The 22,374-nt window shown below is 33.8% G+C and carries 18 protein-coding genes; 6 read left to right on the top strand and 12 right to left on the bottom strand.

Annotated elements, in window-relative coordinates; genetic code table 11:
* Positions 1-3 precede the first annotated feature (3 nt).
* The gene (locus HNS40_RS02900) at positions 4-1,515 is read left to right on the top strand and encodes a hypothetical protein (protein ID WP_172277400.1); all 1,512 of its coding nucleotides are present in this window, start codon (positions 4-6) and stop codon (positions 1,513-1,515) included.
* Positions 1,516-1,580: 65 nt separating this feature from the next.
* Here the strand turns inward: HNS40_RS02900 and nhaA are convergent, their stop codons facing one another.
* Positions 1,581-2,891 (bottom strand): Na+/H+ antiporter NhaA, encoded by a 1,311-nt coding sequence (nhaA, locus tag HNS40_RS02895; protein ID WP_172277397.1) that lies wholly within the window; start codon positions 2,889-2,891, stop codon positions 1,581-1,583.
* A gap of 61 nt (positions 2,892-2,952) precedes the next feature.
* Here nhaA and HNS40_RS02890 point away from each other — a divergent pair, with 61 nt between their 5' ends.
* The 4 genes from HNS40_RS02890 (at position 2,953) to HNS40_RS02875 (ending at position 8,628) form a co-directional block, all read left to right on the top strand.
* On the top strand, positions 2,953-3,687 hold the full coding sequence (locus HNS40_RS02890) for a DUF4136 domain-containing protein (protein WP_172277394.1): 735 nt from the start codon (positions 2,953-2,955) through the stop codon (positions 3,685-3,687).
* Positions 3,688-3,703: 16 nt separating this feature from the next.
* Positions 3,704-4,357 (top strand): outer membrane beta-barrel protein, encoded by a 654-nt coding sequence (locus HNS40_RS02885; protein ID WP_172277391.1) that lies wholly within the window; start codon positions 3,704-3,706, stop codon positions 4,355-4,357.
* 153 nt (positions 4,358-4,510) lie between these two features.
* Positions 4,511-8,146, top strand: a complete 3,636-nt coding sequence (locus HNS40_RS02880) for an ATP-binding protein (protein ID WP_172277388.1) — start codon at positions 4,511-4,513, stop codon at positions 8,144-8,146.
* 14 nt (positions 8,147-8,160) lie between these two features.
* On the top strand, positions 8,161-8,628 hold the full coding sequence (locus HNS40_RS02875; protein ID WP_172277385.1) for a type II toxin-antitoxin system HigA family antitoxin: 468 nt from the start codon (positions 8,161-8,163) through the stop codon (positions 8,626-8,628).
* A gap of 20 nt (positions 8,629-8,648) precedes the next feature.
* On the opposite strand, the gene HNS40_RS02870 is transcribed toward HNS40_RS02875, so the two are convergent.
* Positions 8,649-10,070 carry an ATP-dependent RecD-like DNA helicase gene (locus tag HNS40_RS02870; protein WP_172277382.1) on the bottom strand — a complete coding sequence of 474 codons (1,422 nt, stop codon included), beginning with the start codon at positions 10,068-10,070 and terminating at the stop codon, positions 8,649-8,651.
* 229 nt (positions 10,071-10,299) lie between these two features.
* Between HNS40_RS02870 and HNS40_RS02865 the strand changes: the two genes are divergently transcribed.
* Complete coding sequence (locus tag HNS40_RS02865; protein WP_172277379.1) at positions 10,300-10,833, top strand: GNAT family N-acetyltransferase; 534 nt, start codon at positions 10,300-10,302, stop codon at positions 10,831-10,833.
* 3 nt (positions 10,834-10,836) lie between these two features.
* Here HNS40_RS02865 and ppk1 read toward each other — a convergent pair whose 3' ends face one another.
* From ppk1 to HNS40_RS02815, 10 genes are all read right to left on the bottom strand, one after another.
* Complete coding sequence (gene ppk1, locus HNS40_RS02860; protein WP_172277376.1) at positions 10,837-12,885, bottom strand: polyphosphate kinase 1; 2,049 nt, start codon at positions 12,883-12,885, stop codon at positions 10,837-10,839.
* Positions 12,886-12,887: 2 nt separating this feature from the next.
* A complete protein-coding gene (locus HNS40_RS02855; RefSeq protein ID WP_172277373.1) occupies positions 12,888-14,336 on the bottom strand; it encodes an LptF/LptG family permease in 1,449 nt (482 codons plus the stop codon).
* A 102-nt stretch (positions 14,337-14,438) separates the two neighbouring features.
* A complete protein-coding gene (locus HNS40_RS02850) occupies positions 14,439-15,884 on the bottom strand; it encodes a PKD domain-containing protein (protein ID WP_172277370.1) in 1,446 nt (481 codons plus the stop codon).
* A 4-nt stretch (positions 15,885-15,888) separates the two neighbouring features.
* Complete coding sequence (locus tag HNS40_RS02845) at positions 15,889-17,376, bottom strand: hypothetical protein (protein ID WP_172277367.1); 1,488 nt, start codon at positions 17,374-17,376, stop codon at positions 15,889-15,891.
* Positions 17,376-17,927 carry an RNA polymerase sigma factor gene (locus HNS40_RS02840; RefSeq protein ID WP_172277364.1) on the bottom strand — a complete coding sequence of 184 codons (552 nt, stop codon included), beginning with the start codon at positions 17,925-17,927 and terminating at the stop codon, positions 17,376-17,378. Before HNS40_RS02840 ends, HNS40_RS02845 begins: the two co-directional genes overlap by 1 nt.
* Before the next feature lie 197 nt (positions 17,928-18,124).
* Positions 18,125-18,484, bottom strand: a complete 360-nt coding sequence (locus HNS40_RS02835) for a hypothetical protein (RefSeq protein ID WP_172277361.1) — start codon at positions 18,482-18,484, stop codon at positions 18,125-18,127.
* Between the two features lie 89 nt (positions 18,485-18,573).
* Positions 18,574-19,551: a T9SS type A sorting domain-containing protein gene (locus tag HNS40_RS02830; protein WP_172277358.1), complete on the bottom strand. Its 978-nt coding sequence runs from the start codon at positions 19,549-19,551 to the stop codon at positions 18,574-18,576.
* 9 nt (positions 19,552-19,560) lie between these two features.
* Positions 19,561-20,943, bottom strand: coding sequence for a hypothetical protein (locus HNS40_RS02825; protein ID WP_172277355.1), 1,383 nt, complete (start codon positions 20,941-20,943; stop codon positions 19,561-19,563).
* A complete protein-coding gene (locus tag HNS40_RS02820; protein WP_172277352.1) occupies positions 20,943-21,470 on the bottom strand; it encodes an RNA polymerase sigma factor in 528 nt (175 codons plus the stop codon). Before HNS40_RS02820 ends, HNS40_RS02825 begins: the two co-directional genes overlap by 1 nt.
* A gap of 410 nt (positions 21,471-21,880) precedes the next feature.
* Positions 21,881-22,342, bottom strand: a complete 462-nt coding sequence (locus HNS40_RS02815) for a hypothetical protein (protein WP_172277349.1) — start codon at positions 22,340-22,342, stop codon at positions 21,881-21,883.
* Positions 22,343-22,374 lie beyond the last annotated feature (32 nt).

Raw genomic sequence — 22,374 nt, 5'->3', positions numbered from 1 at the left:
GCTATGAGACGACTATTATTAATAAGTCTGTTCTTTTGCGCTATAATAAGTGTATGGGCTCAGGCACCAGAAAAAATAAACTTCCAGACGGTATTGCATTATACTGAAGGTTCAGTGATTCCAAATCAAGAAGTGAAACTGATTGTGAATATTCTGGCTGAGGAGCCAGATGGAGATATCGTGTATCGTGAAGAACATAGCATAGAAAGCAATGATTATGGATTAATAAATCTAAAAATTGGGGATGGTGAAGTGCTTTATGGTCAGTGGTCTGATATTGCTTGGAGTGAGGAAGATCAGTTTATCATGTTAGAATTAGATAGCTCCGGAACTGGTTCGTCCTTTATGGATATGGGAGTGACCAAAATGCTTTCTGTACCCTATGCTTTATATGCTGAAACAAGTACTGTCAACGATATCTGGAATGAAAACGACTTAGGTGTTGATTTCGATGGAGATATGGGGATTCATACAGACAACCCTTCGGAAGGTATTGAATTGGGAGAGGATTCTGAGATATTTGTTTCTTCTGATATGACTAATTTGCTGGATAACGATTTAATAAAAATTGGGATGAATGCAGATTCTGCTCAAGCCAATATCAATTGGAGAAGTGCAGATGAAGAATTTGGAGCAGCTTTATCGGCTCGTGAATACACCACCGATCCACTTACATTGAGAAAACATTTTTTGATATCTACGGCTGATGAGAATTCCTCTCGTAATTATAGAATGGAAATAAAGTATGATGAGGATATTGCAGATATTCTTTTTAATAATAGTAATTTAATTATAGATGGAGATTTTATTGTGGGTGATGAATCTCAAAGTCCTAAAACTATTTATTGGTCACATAATTGGGTAAAAAATGAACATGTGTTTGGTTTGGGGGATAAAAACTGGGAAACGATGGGTGTATACGGTGATGCATCAGCAGAGATATATTCCATGGCCTCCTCAAATTTTGTGCTATTACACTCTGCAAGTGAATTAAAGAGAGCTCAATTAAAGTTGCGAAGAGGAAATTCGGAGTGGATTGCTGGAGTGGAAGATATTTTTTACTTCAAGCGTAATGATTCCAAGAAAATGAAAATAATGCCTGATGGGAAAGTGAAAATTGGTTCTAACGATCCTAATTATAAGCTCGATGTTTATGGCGATATTAATATTCCACTGGGATATTCCTATTTGATCGGAGGAGGGAAAAGTAATAAGTATGCGGAGTATTTTGAGTCGGAAGAGCAAATAGAAATAGGTGAACTAGTAGGAATTAATCCTGAAACTGGTTTAGCAAGAATATATCAAAATAATGATGTTTTAGTTGGTATAGCTTGTGAGTCAGAGGGTTTTGTTGGGAACGCTGAGTATGCGAAATATGACAATTATACTTTGGTAGGCCTTGAAGGCATGATGGATTTTAAATCCAATAAGGTACAAAGAAGCGGTGTAAAAGTTTATACCCATGATGGACAATTTATAGGAGCCATCATGAATAATCAGATTTATATAAAATAAGATATTTTGTGCTCTTTAGGAGCATTTAATAAATTGAGAAAAGTGCAAAGGCAAAGAACCTGGAATTAATTTCCAGGTTTTTTGTTTTTACTGCTTAAGCTCAATAATGTTAATCCTAAAATGGCAGAAATAAATGAAGCGGCAAAAATTCCGATTTTAGCAGTTTGAATAACATCTTTATCGTCAAAGGCTAATTCTGCCACAAAAATACTCATGGTAAATCCAATACCCGCCATCATAGAAGCTCCAATAAGTTCTTTCCATCCGCTGCCTTCTGGTAGTCGAGCTAATTTGAATTTAATGGCAATCCATGAAAATCCAGTAATACCAATGGTTTTACCTAAAACTAATCCTGCCATAATTCCTAGTGAAACAGGGCTAAATAGTAAATCTACTAAGCTACCTTCTATTTTAATTCCTGCATTAGCCAGTGCAAATAGCGGAAGGATGAAGAAAGAAGTGATAGGGTGGAGGTGATGTTCCAATTTTTGCAATGGGGTATGTGCGTCCTGGGATACGGTATCAATATCCTCAATACAATGAGCTTGTTTTGCAGTGAGTAAAGAATTGTCATTCGCAAGTTGCTGTTCAAATTTATTAATTTTCATTTTTACTTTAGCCACAAATTCTTTTTCATCGATTTTTGGTCGGGCAGGAATGGTTAAGGCAATGAGAACACCAGCAATAGTGGCATGTACTCCTGAGAATAAGAAAGAGGTCCAAACTCCAAATAATCCAACAAGGGCGTAGAACGCTGTTCTTCTAACTCCCATTTTATTAGCTATAGTAAGTATACTTAAGAAAACGCCAGCATTAATTAGTTCATTTAAATTAATATTTTCAGTATAGAAAACAGCAATAACTAAAATAGCTCCCAAATCGTCTGCAATGGCTAAGGCTGTTAAGAAAATCTTAATATTTATATTGACTTTATCTCCCAATAAGGCCATTAATCCTAATGCAAAAGCGATGTCGGTAGCCATAGGAACACCCCAGCCAGAGCTATATTCGGGATTGGAACCATTAATAAAAAAGTAGAAAAGAGCAGGAATCATCATTCCGCCAACTGCTGCTATGATGGGTAAAGAAGCTTTTTTCATGGAAGAAAGCTCACCTCCCATAATCTCCCTCTTAATCTCTAATCCAATGGTAAAGAAGAATATAGCCATTAAGCCATCATTTATCCAATGTCCAATACTGTGTTTAATATTAAAGTCACCTGCTGTGAAACCCACATATATCTCATGCCAAAAATGATGATAAGAATCTGAATTATTCGCCCAGATGACAGCAATAACAGTGGATAAGATAAGTAGTATTCCTCCAAGGCTTTCTTGCTTAATGAAATGCGATATTTTAAAATTGCTAGTCTTCATAATGATTCGTTTCTAAACTATAAATTGCTACTTTTGTAAAAAAAAACAAAAATAAGAAACTATGAGAACAAAATGGTTAATCCTTTTTGTTATATCACTAAGTTTAGTGTTAACTTCTTGTTATAAGCAACAAGAAACGGCTACCTTAGAGGAATATGACATTACTTTTACTAATTACGATACGGAATTTGATTTTAATAGCTACAGCACTTTCTTTGTTCGAGATTCAGTGATGCTATACTCTGATTATCTTGAAGATGAAGAGATTGAAGAATTCTATACAAATGGCACATCTGATGAAATTAGAGAGGTTATTATTAATAAATTTAAATCATTGGGTTATACTGAGGCTGCTGATTTGGAGTCTTCGGACTTTTTAATTAATCCTTCTATTTTAATGAATACACAAACCACTGTAACTTATTACCCATATTATTGGTGGGGATACCCAGGTTATTGGGGATGGTATGGTGGATACTGGAAGAATACTAATGTAGATAAGGGCACTGATTATTACCCTTATTATGGTTGGTATCCAAGTTGGGGAGCTAGCTATTATAGTTATAATACCGGATCTATGGTTATGGATATGGCTGATGGTGAATCTGTAATGGATTATCGTACTTGGTTAGAAAATGCTGGTCCTAATCCAGATCCTAATGATGCTCCTGCTGTTGTATTCCGTTGGACTGCCAAAATAGATGGAATCTTAAGTAACGATGCAAGTTATAATGGCTCCAGAGCTGTAAGAGGATTCAATGAAGCTTTTGAACAATCACCATATTTACAGAAATAACCTAAAAAAACAGAAAATGATGAAAAGATTATTTATAGTCGCAATACTATTTGCTTTTTTAGGTCTTTCTAATCAAGCAAGTGCTCAAAAACCTGATGCAACAGGATTTATTAAAACTTATGCTCAACCTGGTGGAATGTTGACTTTCGATTGGATTATCGGTGTTCCAGTAGGCCAAATGAGTGATAAGTTCATTAGTAAAACATCTACTAGAGGTTTTGCTATGGAATATAGATATTTATTTAACGACCCTATTTCTGTGGGTGGTGGATTTAGCTGGCAAGGATTCTCTGAAAAATTTGACCGTTCCACATATGAAATGGAAGGTGCCGCGATTACTTCGACTCGATTTAATTATCTATATACCTTCCCTCTTTATGTGAATTTCCATTATTATCCATTGAAAAACAATTATATATATCCCTTTATTGGTGTTAATGCTGGAATGTTTAACATCGAGAAGCAAGATCAGATTGGTCAGTACTATGTAGAAGATAAAAGCTGGCAGTTTGGTTTCCAACCTGAAATTGGAGCTTTATTCCAATTAAACCCAGGTTCTGGATTTGGATTTATTGTTAAAGGAAAGTATACACATATTCTTTATAATAAAGGAGAATATAATAGTTTGTCTCATTTTGATATTCATATTGGTGCAACATTTGTATTTTAATGAAGAGTAGAGAATGATAAAAAAGCGAAAACCAATAGTTTTCGCTTTTTTTTTGGCAAAGAAATTGCTTGATGTCATTGGTTTTAAATATATAGTGAATAAAGAAATAGGTGAGATATTTTGATGTCACTAGTTTTGTTAAATTTGTGTTTTATGAAGATGATCCTGAAGAAATATATGCTCCTGATAAATATTTCACTGCTATTGCTAGTGACTGTCGCTTATGTTATTTTAGGGAATAATAAGTCTGAATCTATTACCAATGTTGCTCAGCAAATTCAAAGTCAAGTTCAGTCGGATCAGGTTCTTTTAGATGGGATTTTATTAGAATTACAAGAGGTATTAATCCTCAATGGAAAAGAAGCATTTGAGATTAAGGCTTTATCCTATCAGGCTAAATATAAAAATAGATTTGCTTTTGCTTTATATGAGGATCAGCAGCTAGAATTATGGACTGAAAACCATATTGTGTTTTCTGAAAGCTTTAATGAAATTGATAAACCAGGGCTTCAGCATTTGGGCTCTTACCAAGTTGTGCTTCGCTATAAACAAGTTCAGCAATTTTCGATTGTTGGAGTTCAGATCATAAAAATCCAATACCCTTGGGAAAATGAATATTTAATGAGCCATCTGGCTAGCTATTTTAGTATTTCAAAGAAATTGATTGTAAGTGATACCAAGGGCTTTCTTGTGGAGGGAAATAAAGGAGAAGAACTTTTTTATATTGATTCTGCTGAGAATAACTCTTTAGGAAAATTGAAATTGCTCCCCTTCTTCTTGTTTATCTTCTCATTTTACTTTTTGGCTCAGATTCTGCAAAAGCTATTAAAGAAATTATCTAAAGAGAAAGAATTAATAGCATTAAGTATTTTTAGTTTAGTCATTTTTACTTGGTATGGAATCCATTTATTCTTTGGGGTGCCAGAGTTTATATTTCAGAGTGAATTGTTTTCTCCTGGCCTTTATGCTCATTTCTGGATTTATAATACTATTGGAAACTTATTCTTTATTAGCTTGATGTTAATGGTAGTAGTGATTTATTATTTTAATCACGTAAAAACTCGCCAACTCAATGTCTTGTTCATCCATATTTACCTTGTTTTTATTTTCCTCCTCTATTATATCTTGGTCATTTTAATCAGGAGTTTGATTTTCGATTCCCAAATTGGTCTAGATTTGTTTCAGCTAGCCTCATTAAATATATATAGCTATTTAGTAATATTGATTATCTTTATTCTGCAGTTTTCTTTATTTTTTGCTGTTTATCGTTGGTTGGGACATTTCATCAATTGCAAAAAAGTAGAATATCATATATGGATCTTTCTTTTAGGAATAGGCGTTTTACCTCTTGTCACCTCAAGCGATTTTTTAATCTCTTTTTGGTTGATACATCTTTCTATTAGTGCCATTATTATTTTGACCTTTTATTGGCAAAGAAGAAACACAGGTAACAGAAAGCTTGGTGAAGTTTTGTTTTTTCTGGTATTTTTTACTTTCCTAACCACTTTTTATCTCAATTACTTAAACGATCAGAAGGAAGGTCTTATCAGAGAAACATCAGCATTAACCTTAGATTTAGAAAATGATCCTTTTTTAGAAGAACAGTTTATTTCTTCTATTGAGAAAATTCAAAATGATGAGTTTCTTATTGAACTCACAAAGGGACAGCAGATTATTGATAATGATGACAGTCTCCTCAACTTTATTTCGGAAAAGTACTTTGAATCTTTTATGCAGTTATATCATATCAACCTGATACACTGCGATGAGGAAAGTATGATTATGATTATGCCTGATAATTTCGAAACATCATGTTATCAGTATTTTAGTGAAAGGATAAAAAATAGCAAATCAATTATTCGAGAGGATACTTTGTATTTGATTCAAAGTTCATTTCAGTACAGGAATTATATTGGAAGAGTTCCTTATCAGTTAGATTCGGTTCATAAATCTTGTATTTTTATTGAATTTGTATCTAAAGTAAAACCTAAAGAAATGGGACTTCCTGCGATATTAGAGAAATCCCATATTTATCAATCAACTTTATTAAGAAATTATTCCTACGCAGTATATGGTGATGGAGATTTAACTGATGTTTATGGTAAGTTTGATTATAAGCAAAAGCTGGAAGATTATAGATTGACTTCTTATCATGATACTTATTTCGATAAAAATAATTATCAGCATTATATTTATTCCAAGAACAAAGAAAATGTATTGATCATTAGCTTAGAAAAACCAGGCTGGTTGCAGCGGTTAGCTTCTTTCGCATTTATTTTCTTGTTCTATAGCTTATTCACTTTCTTGCTTTACTTTCTGTTTAATACTGCTTCATTACAAAATTCGGTAAGTAGTTTCCAAGGTAGACTTCAATATTCCATGATCATACTCCTCTTATTTTCGTTTATTCTAATAGGAGTTTCTAGTTTATATTATATCATATATCTGAATCAGGCAAAAAATGCTGATAGTTTGATGGAAAAAGCCCATTCCGTTTTAATAGAATTAGAGCATAAATTGAGTGGTATGGAGGAGTTCACATCTGCAGATCATCAGTATGTAGAAAGTTTGTTGATGAAATTCGCAGAAGTATTTTTTACCGATATCACCTTGTATAACAAGAAAGGCGAGTTGTTAGCAAGCAGTAGACCAGAAATGTTTAGTGCCGCATTATTATCGAATAGGATGGAAGCCAATGCTTATTATGAATTGAAATTTCTTAAGAACTCTTTCTTCATTCAGGAAGAAAAAATTGGCTCTCAAAACTATTTATCGGCTTACCTTCCATTTAGGAATCAAGACAATCATTCTGTTGCCTATCTGAATCTGCCATACTTTGCCAAGCAGTACGAATTGGAAGAGGAGGTCTCTGGATTCATCGTAGCTTTCTTAAATATCTATTTATTCCTATTGTTTATTACTGTAGTGATAACCCTTGTGGTCTCTCGATATTTGAGTAAACCTTTGCAAATGATTAAAGAAAAAATGGGGAAGCTAGATTTGCAAGATACTAATGAGAAGATTGAGTGGAATAAGGATGACGAGATTGGTGAGTTAGTTAAAGAGTATAATAGAATGGTGGAAGAATTGAGTTTAAGTGCTCAGAAATTAGCCATTACCCAAAGGGAATCGGCTTGGCGTGAAATGGCTCAGCAAATTGCTCATGAGATTAAAAATCCACTCACACCCATGAAACTCAATGTGCAGTATTTAGAAAGGGCTTGGGACGATCAGGTGGAGGATTTTGAAGTGAGGATGAAGAGGATTACCAAAGGATTACAAGAGCAAATTGACGTGCTAAGTGAGATTGCTGGACAGTTTAGTACCTTTGCAGCAATTGATAAAATCCAAGCTCAACAATTAGATATCAAGAGCATTATTATAGACGTGGAAAGCATTTTTAAGGGCAATGATCATGTGGCCTTCTCCCATGAATTTATGGAGGAAGATATATTAGTTTCGGCCGATAAAAATCAATTGATTAGAGTATTTAATAATCTGTATAAAAATGCGGTTCAAGCCATAGGACAAAACTCATCGGGCGCTATTCATACTAAATTAACAAGGGTGAGTGAAAGCCTAGAGATTCGAATTAGTGATGATGGCTGTGGCATTGCTGATAGCGAACTTACTCATATTTTTGAACCACGATTTACCACAAAAACTAGTGGAATGGGACTAGGCTTGGCATTGGTAAAAAAGATGATAGAGAATATCGGAGGAACTATTCGAGTGGAAACCATCCTCAAAAAAGGGACTAGTTTTATTATTAAAATTCCTATTGTTTAAAAGAATAGTAAAATATGAGGACTAAAATATTAAAAACGGAGAAAGATTATAATGACGCCTGTGAGCGTATTTATATACTTATTCACAGCAATGAAAATGCAATTGAACCAGCAAGTAGCGAAGGCGAGGAGATAGAATTATTGTCTCTACTTATTGAAAAATATGAGCAAGAGCATTTTTCAATTCAAGCTCCAAGTCCTATTGAAGCCATTAGATTTAGAATGGATCAGATGAATTTAAAGCAAGCAGACCTTGCACCTTTGTTTGGTGGGAAAACACGAATTTCGGAAGTTCTAAATGGAAAAAGACCATTAACTTTGAAAATGATAACATTATTAAACAGATATCTGGGAATTCCCTTAGAATCATTGGTTAATGGTAATAAAGATATAAAACTAGATCCTGAAAAGAGAGAGAAAATATTGAGTATAGATTCCATCAAAGATTATTTTACAAAAAGTGGTAGAGTGGCAGTCTTATAAGTTTTTAGGATTGTCAAAGGCTAGTCCTGATAATATTCCTCTTTAAAATTCACCAAGTATAGTTTTTTAGTAGCACGAGTAATGGCAGTATAGAGCCAACGACCAAACTCCACATCCATTTTATCATCGGGAAGCCAAGGTTGCTCCAAAAATACCACATCCCATTGCCCGCCTTGGGTTTTATGACAGGTTAAAGCATTGGCAAATTTTACCTGTAAGGCATTAAAATGGCGGTTGTTTTTTACCGCATCTACTCTGGCTTTCTTGCTACTTAAATCGTAATAATCTTTCATCACCTCCTGAAATAGCCTATTGTTTTCTTCATAGGTTAAGGAAGGACTCTCAGAAGTTAAGGTATCCAATAGTATCAAAACATCAAAGCTAGGTTCATCAGGGTAATCAATCATTTGCACTTCTACTTCAGCAAATTCAAAGCCATATAAATCAGAATATCTTTTCAATTGTACTATTTCTACTATATCTCCATTTGCTATAAAACCCGCTTGTGATTTTTCCTCTAACCAATAGTAATTATTTCTCACCACCATTAATAAATCGCCACCTTCAATGCGGTTCTCTTTATAAAGAATTCTGTTCCTAACTTCGCGATTATATATATTGGCTCTTTTATTACTTCGAGTAATAATCACCACATTTTCTTCTCCAAATTCAGAAAAAGCATCTGACAATTCATCAGCTAATTCCATACCTCCAATTCTATAAACATCTTTAAAATCACTAATGGAAAAAATGGGGTTCTCTATACTTCCTTCACCGATGAGATTACGGATGTGAGTAGCATTATATAAAATTCCAGATTCAGCAGCTTGTCTAACCACCTCTTTAAGTTCATATTTAAAAATATCGAAAGGATAATAACTTTTTAAGCCTTCAGGACTCAAAGCAGGACTTATTTCTAATCCCACTGGAGGAAGCTGAGCCAGATCGCCAATCAGCATTAACTGACAATGGTCACCTGAATAAACATAGGTGATCAGGTCGGCGAGTAAATCTTGATGGGAAAAATGAGCATCCGAAGTAGAGCCAGAAATCATGGAAGCTTCATCAACAATAAACAGGGTGTTCACATGGAGATTTTCTTTCAATCGACTTTCCATATACCCACTTTTATCCATACTGGTGAAATATATTTTCTTATGTATGGTGAGGGCTTTTTTATGGGCATAGGCCGAAAGGACCTTGGCAGCTCTTCCTGTAGGAGCCAAAAGTACTGTTCGCTTTCTGATACCAGGTAGAGTAGAAACAATGGATTGCACAAAACTGGTTTTTCCGGTTCCTGCATAGCCTTTCAAGAGGAATACTTTTTCTATAGAATCGTATGCTAGAAACTTTACAAATTCCTCAAATAGCAATTCCTGATCAGTAGTTGGCTGATGCGGAAATTTTTCCTTTAATATTTTTAAAACTAGTTCAGGGTTCATAAAATGAATTAGGTGATGCTTTTTTAAAGACATCGCAATTTAGAGAATATAAGTTGAAATAATGAAGAAAATTAAGCTGAACAAAAGACAATAGGATTTATTTATTAACAATTCCTCAAAATTGGGATTAAAAGCTTTAAACCCATAATAAAATCAAGATGTGAAAAGAGTTACTATGTTCTAGTATTTGCTTTTTTTCGTATCTTGTGGTCATAGAAATAGAAAGCATATGCAAGTACAAATTAAGAGGGAAAAACCAAAGGATATTGAAGAGGTTAATTTGTTGTTTAATTTGGCTTTTCAAAAGGAAGATGTTAACGCCTTGATTAAAGATTTTAGAAAAACGAATCACTTTATTCCAGAGTTATCTCGTGTAGCACGAATAAATGACCAAATTATTGGTATTATTATGTATGCAAAAGCCGAGATAGTTAAAGGTAGAAAGAATGTCCCTAGTATTATTATGGCCACCATTGCAGTATTACCTTCCTACCAAGGTTTAGGAATTGGACAGGAACTGATAGCTAATTCTTTTCAAAAAGCTCGTGATTTAGGTTATGTTTCAGTATTGGTTGTTGGTCAAGAGGAATATTTCCCACGCTTCGGCTTTAAACCAGCATCTGAGTTTGATATTACCACAAGCCTAGAAGTTTCTGAAGAAGAATTTTTAGCCATAGAATTAGTTCCTGATGGATTAAAAAATGCCTCGGGTAAACTTAAAAATCAAGAGCTTTTACCTGAATTAGTAAAATATAGTATTTAGATACTACTTTTCTTCTTTAGCTTTCAAATATTTGTAAGTTTCTAACTGTGATTGATGGAGTATTCCATCTTGTGGAATTAGGTATTTATTAATATCCCTACCCTGTAAATTCCTTGCTTTCATATTGTCTTGGAGCTGAATGTCGATTAAATCTTGGATTTCTTTTTGATGTTCTGGAGAGTGTATAGGGCAAACTACTTCCACACGGTGGTCAAGGTTTCTAGACATTAAATCAGCAGATGAGATATAATACTTTCTGTCTCCTCCATTAGCGAAAATAAAAATCCTACTGTGCTCTAGGTATCTATCTACAACACCAATGGCTTCAATATTTTCATGAGTAAAGTTCTCTCTCAAAACACAGATCCCTCTGATGATCAGCTTGAATTTCACTCCCGCATCTGCAGCTTTGTAAATCTTTTTGATGATACCCATATCTACAAGGTTATTAATCTTGATGATACAAAATGCTTCTTTACCTTCTAAGGCATTATGGGTCTCAATTTCAATTCGCTTATAGATAAAATCTCTGATTTTGAAAGGTGCGACTTTTAAGGCTTTAAAAGTGGGGCGATTGAACTTGGTTTCAAATAATTGAAAAACATTATTTACATCTTTACAAATATCGTGATTGCTGGTCATTAAACTGGTGTCGCTATATACTCTGGCTGTGGCTTCATGGAAATTCCCAGTACTCACATTGCTATAATACACGTTTGCCCCTGCTTCTTTTCTACGAATGAGGATTAGCTTGCAGTGAACCTTAAACCCTGGTATAGTGGGGATGATTTTTACACCTTCCTCTTGTAAGCGCTCTGCCCAATAAATATTATCCTCTTCATCAAACCTAGCTTGGAGTTCCATGAAAACGGTAACAGCTTTTCCGTTTCTAGCCGCATTTATCAATCCTTTCATAAGAGAGCTATTTCTAGAAACTCGATAGAAAGTCATTTTAATGGCTCTTACATTTGGATCAACGGCAGCTTCCCATATTAAACTAATGGTACTTTTAAAGGAATGATATGGATAATGAAGTAAAATATCTTTTCTTCGAAGAATATCAAATTTGCTTTTGTTTGCTGGCAATTCAGGATGAATAAAAGGCTGAATAGGTTTGTAAAAAAGTTCTGGATCTAAAGAAGGAAAGTCCATAAAGTCTTTTAGATTATGATATCTTCCACCAGCTCTCAGGTTATCATTGCTTTTAATTCCAAAGGTATTTAAAACTACCTTTAGGAGCTTTGGAGAGATGGACCTATCGTATACAAAACGAATAGGAGGTGCTTTCTTTCTTTTCTTCACACTATCACTCATGAGTTCTAAAAAACTTTTTAAAACGTCATTATCAATATCCAGCTCAGCTTCTCGAGTTAGCTTAACCATATGAGCTACAAAAATATCATAACCTAAAATAGAAAATATAGCATGGAGATTAAACCTCACCACATCATCTAAAAACATGATGTATTTCTTGTCGCCAACAGTAGGGAGTTTCACAAAACGAGAGAGAATGTTGGTTGGCATTTCAATAAGAGCATATCTATCTTTGAGGATTTTTTTGGAATCTTTCATCTCAATAGCTAAATAGACTGTTTTGTCTTTGAAATTTTTGTATTTCTGATTGTCGCCTAACATTAGAGGAAATACATGTTTTCTTACTTCTTCGTCAAAATATTGACTAATATATTCTTTCTGTGATTCGTTGATCTCATTTTCATCTATCAAGAAAACATTATTCTCTCTTGCTTCTGCAATAAGTGAATGATAGGTTTCATTATAAATCTCTTCTTGATGTGCTACTTTCTGCTGAAGTTCTAAAAAGGTATTGGTCAGGCTTTTCTTTACAGCATCAGTCACCTTTTTGTGAATCCTCATTCTGTTAATGGTAGCAACCCGAACTCTAAAAAATTCATCTTTATTATTGGAAAATATACCAAGATATTTAAAACGTTCTAATATGGGGTTCTTTTTATCAATGGCTTCTTGTAGCACACGGTAATTAAAATCAAGCCAACTTAATTCCCTATTGATATATTTTATTTCATTTTCCATTACTACTGAATTGATTTTGATTCTTTGCGTTTAAATATTTTTTCAAACATTTTTTTATAAGTATCAGCATCAAACAATGGTGCATCGGAAGTAGCTTTTAGGGTAAGGAAAATCCCAATCGGTAAAAATATAGCAGAGGCCATCCAAACCCCAATCCAAAGGTTCATAGAACCTGCTTTTACTGCTCTTTCCCCTGTCATGGTTAGAATATGATAGGCAATAAAGAATAGGGTAGACATGACCACCGGTAATCCCAATCCACCTTTTCTGATGATGGCTCCCAATGGGGCACCTACAAAAAACAAGATGAGGCATGCAATTGAAAGTGTAAATTTTTTGTGATAGGCAATATCGTGTTTTCTAATAGTATTCTCTCTATTTGTATTTTCATCATTCATGCCTACCACGCTTTCCTTTATATTTCGAGTTCTATTCAAAGCGCTTTCGATTATCTTGTTCCTATCGAGTACATGTAAATCAAAAAGGATACTGGTGTATTCAGAAACCATTAAGGTGTCTGAATACAACTGCTTATTAAGTTTGAGTGAGTCTACTCTATGGTAGTTTTTGTATTTTCTGATGAGGTTTTGACCAAAATCAGTATTTCTTCTCTTTAATAAAATATTTAGGGAGTCTTTTGATTTGGTCAACTGACTTAAATCCATCATATGATAACTGTGTTTGAACAGGTTTTCATCAGTTCTACTGAGTCCATTATCGATGGTGAATCGTATTCTTTCTTCAGAAAACTGAGTGGTTTGGAATGGTCTAGTAACTCTATAGTTTTTTTGATCTGTTTTCTCTTCATAGTTATACCCATTGAAAAGGGTAAATTCAATAGCATCGCCACTAAGGCTTTGTTTCATAGTCCCCGATTCCGCTACACTCACCTTGGTATTCCCATTTCTTCCAGAATGGTCGTAAATCATTACATCGTAAATAGTTTCCCCATCTTCGGCTCTCCCACCAATCCGTAAGGTGTAATCTCCTAAATCTTTATTGAAAATACCTTCTTTTATCTTGAAGGCTAGTTTTTTCTGCTGAACGTCGTATAGGAGGCTTCTGAATTTTAAATTAGCCACTGGTAATACATTATTAGAAAAAAGAAAAGCCAAGCCACTAATAAATATAGATAGAATGATTAATGGTTTCATGATTCTTTTCAATGAAATGCCTGATGCTTTTAGGGCTACCAGTTCATAATGTTCACCCAGATTGCCAAAGGTCATCAAGGAGCTTAATAAGATAGCAAGTGGCAGAGCCATAGGAACAAAAGTGGAGGAGGCATAGAAAAGCAATCGAAGAAGGACGTGCCATTCCAATCCTTTACCCACTAAATCATCCACGTATAACCAAAGAAATTGCATCAATAAAATAAACAATGCAATAAAAAAGGTTAATATCAATGGCCCTAGATAGGAGCGAATTATAAAAAGGTCTACTTTTTTCAAAGAATTCTATTTTTTAGCAAAGATAAGATATTAGCAATTTTGAAGACTTAAAAAATGCTAATTTTAGAGGATTCCTTTTTATCAGGAATTCAGGTGTTAATATCAGTTGTGAATAAGCTTAAATACTTGCGTTTGCTCATCTGCTATTTTAACGAAAATAACTCCTTTATTTGTATTTTCAAGATCAATGTGTATATAATTTAGTCCATCATTTAGTGTGATAGACTCCTCCCGTAGTATATTCCCGTTAGAGTTGTAAATTAACATTTTAGCTTCTTTCATTTTTCCGCTATAGTAGTATTCCAATATACTATAATCTATGGCGGGATTAGGGAAAATAATAGATTCCTGTTCTATTGATTCTGACTTCAAATGGCTTCGCCCTTTTCCGTTTACAATCACCATTTGTGATCTTGCCTTAACTCCGGTGATATCCGCGTTAACAAGGTAATGTCCACTTGAAACATGATCGAAATAATAATCACCATTAGAATCTGTAGATTTGTAATCGATGAGTTCTTCTTGAGTATTATAAAGATAGACCATAGGATTTCCCTCTATGTTTTCAATGTTGAGAATATCAAAAATAGAACCAGAAATTTCTGCTGTGCCTGATTTATTATCTTTTTTCTCAACCATACTTAGGTCTTCTCGGAATTTATCCTGTGCTAGATTAATAATTTCTGCTTCGTCCCATTGAGTTGTATTTCCAACATAGGTAGGTGCGTATTGCCTGCTATGATTAGAATTTTCAGTAAAATGGGTTTTAATGATATAATAGGATTTCAATTTTGCAGCAAACCAAAAATATCCAAAATCCACAAAATAATTGGTATCAATAGGGATGATGTTATTCTTATCCATTCTGTACAAATAGGCGATTCCTGTATCTCCAGTTGGGTAGGGGTTATTCATTAACGAATCACCAAAAAACACTTGTCCGCCTAAATTATAATATTCTGAAGTAGTTAGTCCTTGACAGGTTATTTTTTGTATGGTAGATGTATCATTGAAATAATATTTTGCTGTTAAACAAACTTGATAATCAGTGTCTTGGTATGTGTAGCTATGTGTTGTATCTTCCACATTTGTTAATACACCTTCGCCAAAATCCCATAATAAGTAATCATAACTTCCTTCAATTTCACTTGCAAAATGGAAGGTGTTTGGAATGTGGTAATTACTATCGAGCTTAAAAGTAAAACTGATTTCCAATGGGACTTCTATGTTTACTTCTTTACTGATTTCATCTTGCGTAAATTCATTTGAAATACTTAAGGTCACAATAAAGTTCCCTGCTTCTGGAAAATAGTGAAAAGGATTACTTGCATTACTAGTGCTGCCATCTCCAAAGTTCCACAAGTAATCAGTAGGGTTTCCTGTTGATAAGTCTTTAAATTGAATAACACTAGGTTTCCCTATGGTTATAGATTCTTCAAAGGAGAAATTAGCGACACATAAGGTATCTCTTTGTGCAATCGTTATTTGGCTTATGATAGCCAAGAATCCGATAAGTATAAGTCTGAAGGCTTTTTCTATCTTTTTCATAGGGCTATCTATTAAATTTGTATTTAATCCCTATTTGCAATCCAAATGCAAATGGGCCATTATTGGAGTTTCCTTTTATTTCGTAAGGGCTTTTAACATAATAGTTGAGCCTTGGTTCTGCATAAATCCACCAATTTGGTAAAATACTAAAGTTATTTTCCAAACCTATTCCCACTTGTAGATAGGTGTCGTTATGCTTTATTGTAATATTCTCTAATTGATAATATCCTGCTAGGGCACTGGACATATTATTGCTTTCGGTATAATTTGACCATCCCAAATTAGCAGATACTTTTGCCATTAATTCATACTTTGGCTTTCGATAAAGTCGATAAGAGAAGTCTATTGGGATAAATATCCATCTTCTTTTTTGGTCTGGGCCTTGAACTTCAGATTGATTATCAATGGAGTCGAAAAGGCTTCTTATAGTATAGTGAATGATAATAGAGTCTGAGGAATTTGGTGCTTGTTCGTAATAATCAATATCATAAAAGAATCCAACGCTATCGTAAGTGGAATAATGAGCCATAAACCGGCTTGGAGTTTTTTCTGTTTTTACTCCAATACCAATACTCATAGACCATTTTTTATACTCTATACCAGCCTTAACTCCAAGTTGGTGATTGTTTACATACATCTCTTCGGAAGAAATAGGCCATTCTGGAGTATAATTTGCTCCCACAAACCAAGTCAGATTTGTTGGCTCTTCATCAGCTAAATCCTTTATTTCATCATCAGTAATGACTGGAGCAATTATTTTTTGATGTTTAGAGGATGTTTCACTATTTAGTTCTTCCTTATTTGCTGGAGCTGGCTCAGACTTAGTGTTTTCTTCTTTTGTATTTTGAGTAGCCGTTTTTTCTTGAGCTACCGGAGTAGTTGTTAAGCCATATTCTGTAGTTGAATTTGAATTTTCATCAGAAATATTATCTATGGATTCAGCTTTGTTTTCATCAATATCATCTGTACTATTAGACTCGTTTTCTTTAGGTTCTATATTTGAAACTGGAGCAGAAATGTCAGTTACAGGATTGGGTTCGATTTCCTTGTTTTGTACTTTACTCTTTTTTCTAATAATAGAAGCTTTAGTAATGTCTTGTTCTTTATCTATTTCATCAATGGGTTCCAATTCTGTAATAATCTCAGTTTCTGCACTAGAATTCACCTCGTCTTCAGTGAGTTGGTAAGTTTCCTTCTGGTCAGCTTTTACTTCTTCGGTATTAGATGCAATGATGACTTCAGTAGTCTTAGGCGTTTCAGAGGGAGAATCTTCTTGGTTCATTTGGTAGATGGTAAATCCTGCGAATGCGGTTACGGCAGCTACACCTGTGTATAGCCAAGACTTTCCGATATTCGAAAAGTTTAATCTGATGAGTTCTAATAGGATCAATTTTTTGGAAACTCCTTTCCAAACATTTTTAGAGGGAGCCATCTCTAGATTACCTAGAGAGTCTCTCAAAAAATTGTCCATATTTTGTTTTTCTTTTGCCATTAATCAGTGGGGCCTATTTGGCGGTTAAAAAATTCCTTCTTAAGTTTCTTTCTTGCTTTCAATAATTGCGTTTTCGATGTGTTCACAGAAATATTTAACTCTTCAGCTATCTCTTTATGTGAGAATCCATCAAAAACATATAAGTTCAAAACCATCCTATATCCTTCAGGAAGTTCTTGAACAGATTTTAATACCATTTCGGGTGAAACATGAGGCAAATATTCACTTTGCTCTTCTTCACCATCAACAATTTGTATATCATCAATGTCCTGACTATAATAATGCTTCAGGTTTTTATGATAAGAGTTGATAGCTGTATTTATCATAATGCGTTTCATCCACGGTTCTAACGAACTCGATTTTTCTAATGATTTAATCTTATTAAATATTTTAATAAAACCCTCTTGCAGAATATCTTCTGCTTCGTCTCTGGATTTACTATATCTCATGCACAGCCCTAATAGACTAGAAGCGTACTTTTTATAAAGCACAGCTTGTGCCTTACGCTTGCCTATTTTGCAGTCGTGTATGAGGTCATCCAAAGCTTTCATTCAATCAAATTCGTTTGTAAGACAGCATATATGAAATGTGGTTGCCTATTGTTTTAATGAAGGATAAAATTACATATTTAATAAATACTAGTAGATATATAATCTACAGAAATCTAATTATTTATATGTTTTATTTATAATGTAAAAGGGCAGCTTTAATTTTTAAAGCTACCCTTGGTATGTGTTTGAATTTCAGGTTAGAAAGTCTGATCGATTTCTGCAGTAAGCTTTTTTGAAATTCTTAAGTAGTCTTTTAAAAAACCAGGATCACTAAAGCGGTTCTTAAATTTGGGCATCATTTCTTCCATTTGGGCTGGAAGATGAACTAGAGCATCATTATCTTTAAATTCTCTTCCCAATTCTTTCTCAGCATTAATCTCTTTGATATAGGATTCCACCCATTCATTAAAGTCCTTAAGCAATTCTTTATTTGATAAATGATCCCAATTTTCTTCGTTTAAACTATTGGAAAATAATGGTTTGCTTGCACCAAGTACTGGGATAGCAGCAGCGGTAACTACCGTTTTTTTAAGAAAGTTTCTTCTAGAGTTGCTCATGATTTTATTTTAGGTCAAAATTAGGATTGTTCCACTTAAGAAAAAAACAGTTAGACCTAAAAAGTGTGAATCAAATGTTAAGAAAATAATTAGTGGCTAATCACTAATTTTTGAGTACTGGCAAGTGATCCATCAATCAGAATCTCTAGGATATAATATCCATTTTGCCAATCTCCAACTGTTAAGGTATTTGAATAATCGCTAGAAGTCAGTTTAGCCGATTCTTCAAAAACAACCCTACCACTAAGGTCTGATATTCTAGTTTGAATATTTTTGTTTCCACTGGTATTGAATTGAATATTGATAAGACTAGAAGCAGGATTTGGGAAAAATCTAAAAGATTCTTCGCTAATCAATGCTTCATTAATGGAACTACTGATATAGCCATCTTCTATACTGATTTCTATTTCCTGGTGCACCGCATGCTCAGGACTAATTATTATTTCAATTGGGTTGGTAGTCATACCAATAATTTGAGGAAATAGTACATAGGTACCATATTCTAGATTTTCAAAATTAAATTGTCCAAATTCATTTGTTGGGTAATGAACTACTGATTCCATGTTTTCATCAAAAATGATAACATCAACATCAGCTACAAATGGTTTCCCACTAATTTGGAATATAGTACCACTTATTTTCCCGGGTCCATTGGGAGAACCTTCAGATTGTTGAACAACCATATCAATATCATATTCCCAGGATGTTTCGGTAAGATGAATAACTTCTGCTTCTTGCCAAAATGCATTATCTGGATAGTAGGTAGATGAAAATGCGCTAAAATTTGGATCTTCAGGAAGTAATCTTGCTAAAACAAGGTAGTCGCCAGCAGGTTTTCTATAAAAATAATAATAACCTAAGGTATCTATATTGGCATCATCAAGTCTTTCATTTGTTAAGGCATTATATAAAACAGCTTGACCTATTTTGATCGGGAAATCTTTGGTAAACACATGTCCACCAAAGCTATACCTTTCTTTAGCTTGTTCAGCTTTTTGTGCCATGATATCTTCCGAAAAAGAAATCAAGCTCAGTAAAAAACCAATGACAAGTATATATTTTTTCATTTTATTCCTTTATTTTAAAACGTATTTAAAACCAATTTTCACTCCCAAACCATAAGGGTTTCCGCTGTTGTTACTCTCTACCAATGACTTGATATAATATCTAGCATTGGGTTCTAAACCGAATCTGAAATTTTCAGTAATGTGATAATTAATGCCCACATTAATTTGTGCTTGTAAATTCCAATCGGTTCTTTGATGGTAAAGAGGAGTAGTTTTAATAATGGTATTCAATTCTCCTTCAATGCTTGGAGTTGGAATATCTTGATAAATTAAGATACTTGCATTCAAGCCCGTTTTGGCATAGAAACTAAATTTCTTTCCAAGAGGAGTATAGTAACCAATATTAATCGGTATGTTTAAATAAGCGTAAGTATTTTTATTTTCTGTTATTGTTGCCTTGTCGAGGGTATCGTATATATTGACCAATTTTGTGTAATATGTAGGAACTGGAGTTCCGCCTGAAGTATCAAAGGTCACATTATAAACATCTTGATAGGAGCCTTTAAAAACTGCTTCTTGATAATCTACATGATAGATTCCATCATCTTTACTTAATGATGCACCAAGTCCTGTTTCTAAGAATAATTTACCAATATGATATTTAGCAGATAGATCTAAACCATAAGATTGGATATTATTGTTGTTATCTGGAATAGTCACCCATTCAGGAGAAAATTCTAAACCTAATTCCCAATATTTCTCCTGACGGTGTCCTTGAGTCATATCATCAAGAGCGTCCTCGTCGAAGAAGTCATAGCCAGCTTTTGTTGGCTCTGTATTAGAGATCTCTTTATTAATATTTGTTTCAATAGGAGTATTGTTACTGATTGCTTTACCTTCTTTAGATACTATTTCTTCAGCAACTTCAACTTGTTCTTCTGTTTCTACTTCTATATGCTCTTCTACAATAATAAAATTTTCTTGTAATTGGCTTTTGATTTCTTGATTAGACTCCTCTATGAGTTGTTCTTCTTTTTCTTCTGTTTTATCTATTTCACTGTTCGATTTTTCTTCAATAGGTAGTTCCTTTTCTATTTCAGAAATGATTTCCTCTTCTGTAAGATCTAAGTCCTTCTCAAAAGAAGGGGAGGCCATATTAATAGGCTTTGTTGTAGAATTAGATTCGTTATAAGGAGTTGTAGGAGCTACTGGAGTAGATTCGTCTATCGAATTAAACTCGTCGTCTCCTAAATAGAAATATCCAGCTGTACTCAGAAGTAGACCCAATAAAGAAGCAGCAGCCCACCATCTCCATTGAGATGATTTGCCGGCAGCGCCGCTCAATGCTTCCGCTTGAACGCCAGTCCAGATATGTGCAGGTGGTGCCACTTCATGATTCTGAAGCTTATCCCTGAAAATCTGGTCAAATTCCTTATGTGTATTATCTTCCATTATTTTTTCACTACTCTTTTTTGCAAATATGCTCTGGCTCTCGCCAATTGCGATTTACTTGTGTTTTCTGATATATTTAGCATGTCGCCAATTTCTCGATGGGTATATCCTTCAATAACATTGAGGTTGAATACCGTTCTATATCCATCGGGTAACTTGCTGATAATCCCTAAAAGCTCATTTTCCGACATCTGATCAATGGCAGAAACGGTATCGCTTTTTTCAAAAATCATTACAGTATCTAAATCATTATAATTTCTATGCTTTAGATTTTTTTTGTAATAATTGATAGCGGTGTTGACAATGGTTCTTCTAATCCATCCTTCGAGGCTTCCTTCGTTTCTATAGGATGCTAAATTTGAGAAGACTTTTACAAATCCTTCTTGAAGGATATCATTGGCTTCATCTACATCTTTAGCAAACCTTAAAGATACAGAATACATTTTCGATGCGTATTGATCGTAAAATGCTTTTTGAGCTCTAGGATTTCCTTGAATAACCTTTTTTATAAGTTTATCTTGTTGCATATAGATTGTAAATGCCCGTATTGTTTTCGTGCGGTAAATTTAGAAATATATTTCACTAACGAAAAGCAGAACTGAAAATCTATGCAGAATAAATATAAATATGTCAAATTATCATGCTAAATAATTCAAAGAACGATATGCGATTAAATCAAAAGAGAATAATGGTCTGTGATGCAAAATATATAGACAAAAATGTGTCCAAAATAGTTGCATAGGTTCATTATAATTTTTGATTAAAAATCGCTTTGTTTTAATTTAAAGGAATAGATCCTCTTGATGTTGACTAAGAGACCATTATATGATCAATAAGGTTGCGTGGAAGATGGAAAAAAACACTAATTTAGAAGGTCACATATTTAACGTGCTTCGGAAAGGGTTAAGTTGCATTAAATCAAGGTTTAGTAGTTTTTTTAAGGCTTTGTCTTTCTAGCTGAAAGATTAAAACCAACAATACCAAAGTTATCGGTATGTTGTGAATGAAGAATGATTTTGATTTTTAATAATCCGTCGCTTTTTATTTTAAGGTCTTGCTTAAATGTCACAGGAAGTTCAAAACCATTATCTGCCTTTTTTCCCAAGGCTTGATATTCAAAATCAAGAATTCTTATGGTTTTGTCTTCCAATCTTTTTCCACCTTCAGGCAGGTATAGGTAAAACCCAAGTTCCATTTTCCTATTTTTATAGTTGGAATCAGTGATAATAGTTCCATCGAAACTATAGTTTTGACCAGCATCTACTTCAATTTCATAATTAAATTCATCAAATTTAAACCAGTTGTTGTCTTCGAATCTCTGTTGGGTTTCAAAAACAGTAGAATTAGTACAAGAGTAGGCTATAATAGATAATAAAAATATGAAGATTGTGTTTTTCATTGTAATTATAATATTAAAATGCAAAGATAAAA

This window comes from Lentimicrobium sp. S6, assembly GCF_013166635.1.
In the GTDB taxonomy this organism is placed as follows: Bacteria; Bacteroidota; Bacteroidia; order Bacteroidales; family UBA12170; genus UBA12170.
This window is presented reverse-complemented; position numbering and strand designations above follow the sequence as displayed.

What these genes read in the sequence shown, in the direction of transcription:
- HNS40_RS02885 (WP_172277391.1), top strand. Translation starts at nt 3,704, where the DNA reads ATGATGAAAAGATTATTTATAGTCGCAATACTATTTGCTTTTTTAGGT.
- HNS40_RS02820 (WP_172277352.1), bottom strand. Translation starts at nt 21,470, where the DNA reads ATGCAACAAGATAAACTTATAAAAAAGGTTATTCAAGGAAATCCTAGA.
- HNS40_RS02865 (WP_172277379.1), top strand. Translation starts at nt 10,300, where the DNA reads ATGCAAGTACAAATTAAGAGGGAAAAACCAAAGGATATTGAAGAGGTT.
- HNS40_RS02890 (WP_172277394.1), top strand. Translation starts at nt 2,953, where the DNA reads ATGAGAACAAAATGGTTAATCCTTTTTGTTATATCACTAAGTTTAGTG.
- HNS40_RS02850 (WP_172277370.1), bottom strand. Translation starts at nt 15,884, where the DNA reads ATGAAAAAGATAGAAAAAGCCTTCAGACTTATACTTATCGGATTCTTG.
- HNS40_RS02870 (WP_172277382.1), bottom strand. Translation starts at nt 10,070, where the DNA reads ATGAACCCTGAACTAGTTTTAAAAATATTAAAGGAAAAATTTCCGCAT.
- HNS40_RS02900 (WP_172277400.1), top strand. Translation starts at nt 4, where the DNA reads ATGAGACGACTATTATTAATAAGTCTGTTCTTTTGCGCTATAATAAGT.
- HNS40_RS02835 (WP_172277361.1), bottom strand. Translation starts at nt 18,484, where the DNA reads ATGAGCAACTCTAGAAGAAACTTTCTTAAAAAAACGGTAGTTACCGCT.
- HNS40_RS02845 (WP_172277367.1), bottom strand. Translation starts at nt 17,376, where the DNA reads ATGGCAAAAGAAAAACAAAATATGGACAATTTTTTGAGAGACTCTCTA.
- nhaA (WP_172277397.1), bottom strand. Translation starts at nt 2,891, where the DNA reads ATGAAGACTAGCAATTTTAAAATATCGCATTTCATTAAGCAAGAAAGC.
- HNS40_RS02815 (WP_172277349.1), bottom strand. Translation starts at nt 22,342, where the DNA reads ATGAAAAACACAATCTTCATATTTTTATTATCTATTATAGCCTACTCT.
- HNS40_RS02880 (WP_172277388.1), top strand. Translation starts at nt 4,511, where the DNA reads ATGAAGATGATCCTGAAGAAATATATGCTCCTGATAAATATTTCACTG.
- ppk1 (WP_172277376.1), bottom strand. Translation starts at nt 12,885, where the DNA reads ATGGAAAATGAAATAAAATATATCAATAGGGAATTAAGTTGGCTTGAT.
- HNS40_RS02875 (WP_172277385.1), top strand. Translation starts at nt 8,161, where the DNA reads ATGAGGACTAAAATATTAAAAACGGAGAAAGATTATAATGACGCCTGT.
- HNS40_RS02830 (WP_172277358.1), bottom strand. Translation starts at nt 19,551, where the DNA reads ATGAAAAAATATATACTTGTCATTGGTTTTTTACTGAGCTTGATTTCT.
- HNS40_RS02825 (WP_172277355.1), bottom strand. Translation starts at nt 20,943, where the DNA reads ATGGAAGATAATACACATAAGGAATTTGACCAGATTTTCAGGGATAAG.
- HNS40_RS02840 (WP_172277364.1), bottom strand. Translation starts at nt 17,927, where the DNA reads ATGAAAGCTTTGGATGACCTCATACACGACTGCAAAATAGGCAAGCGT.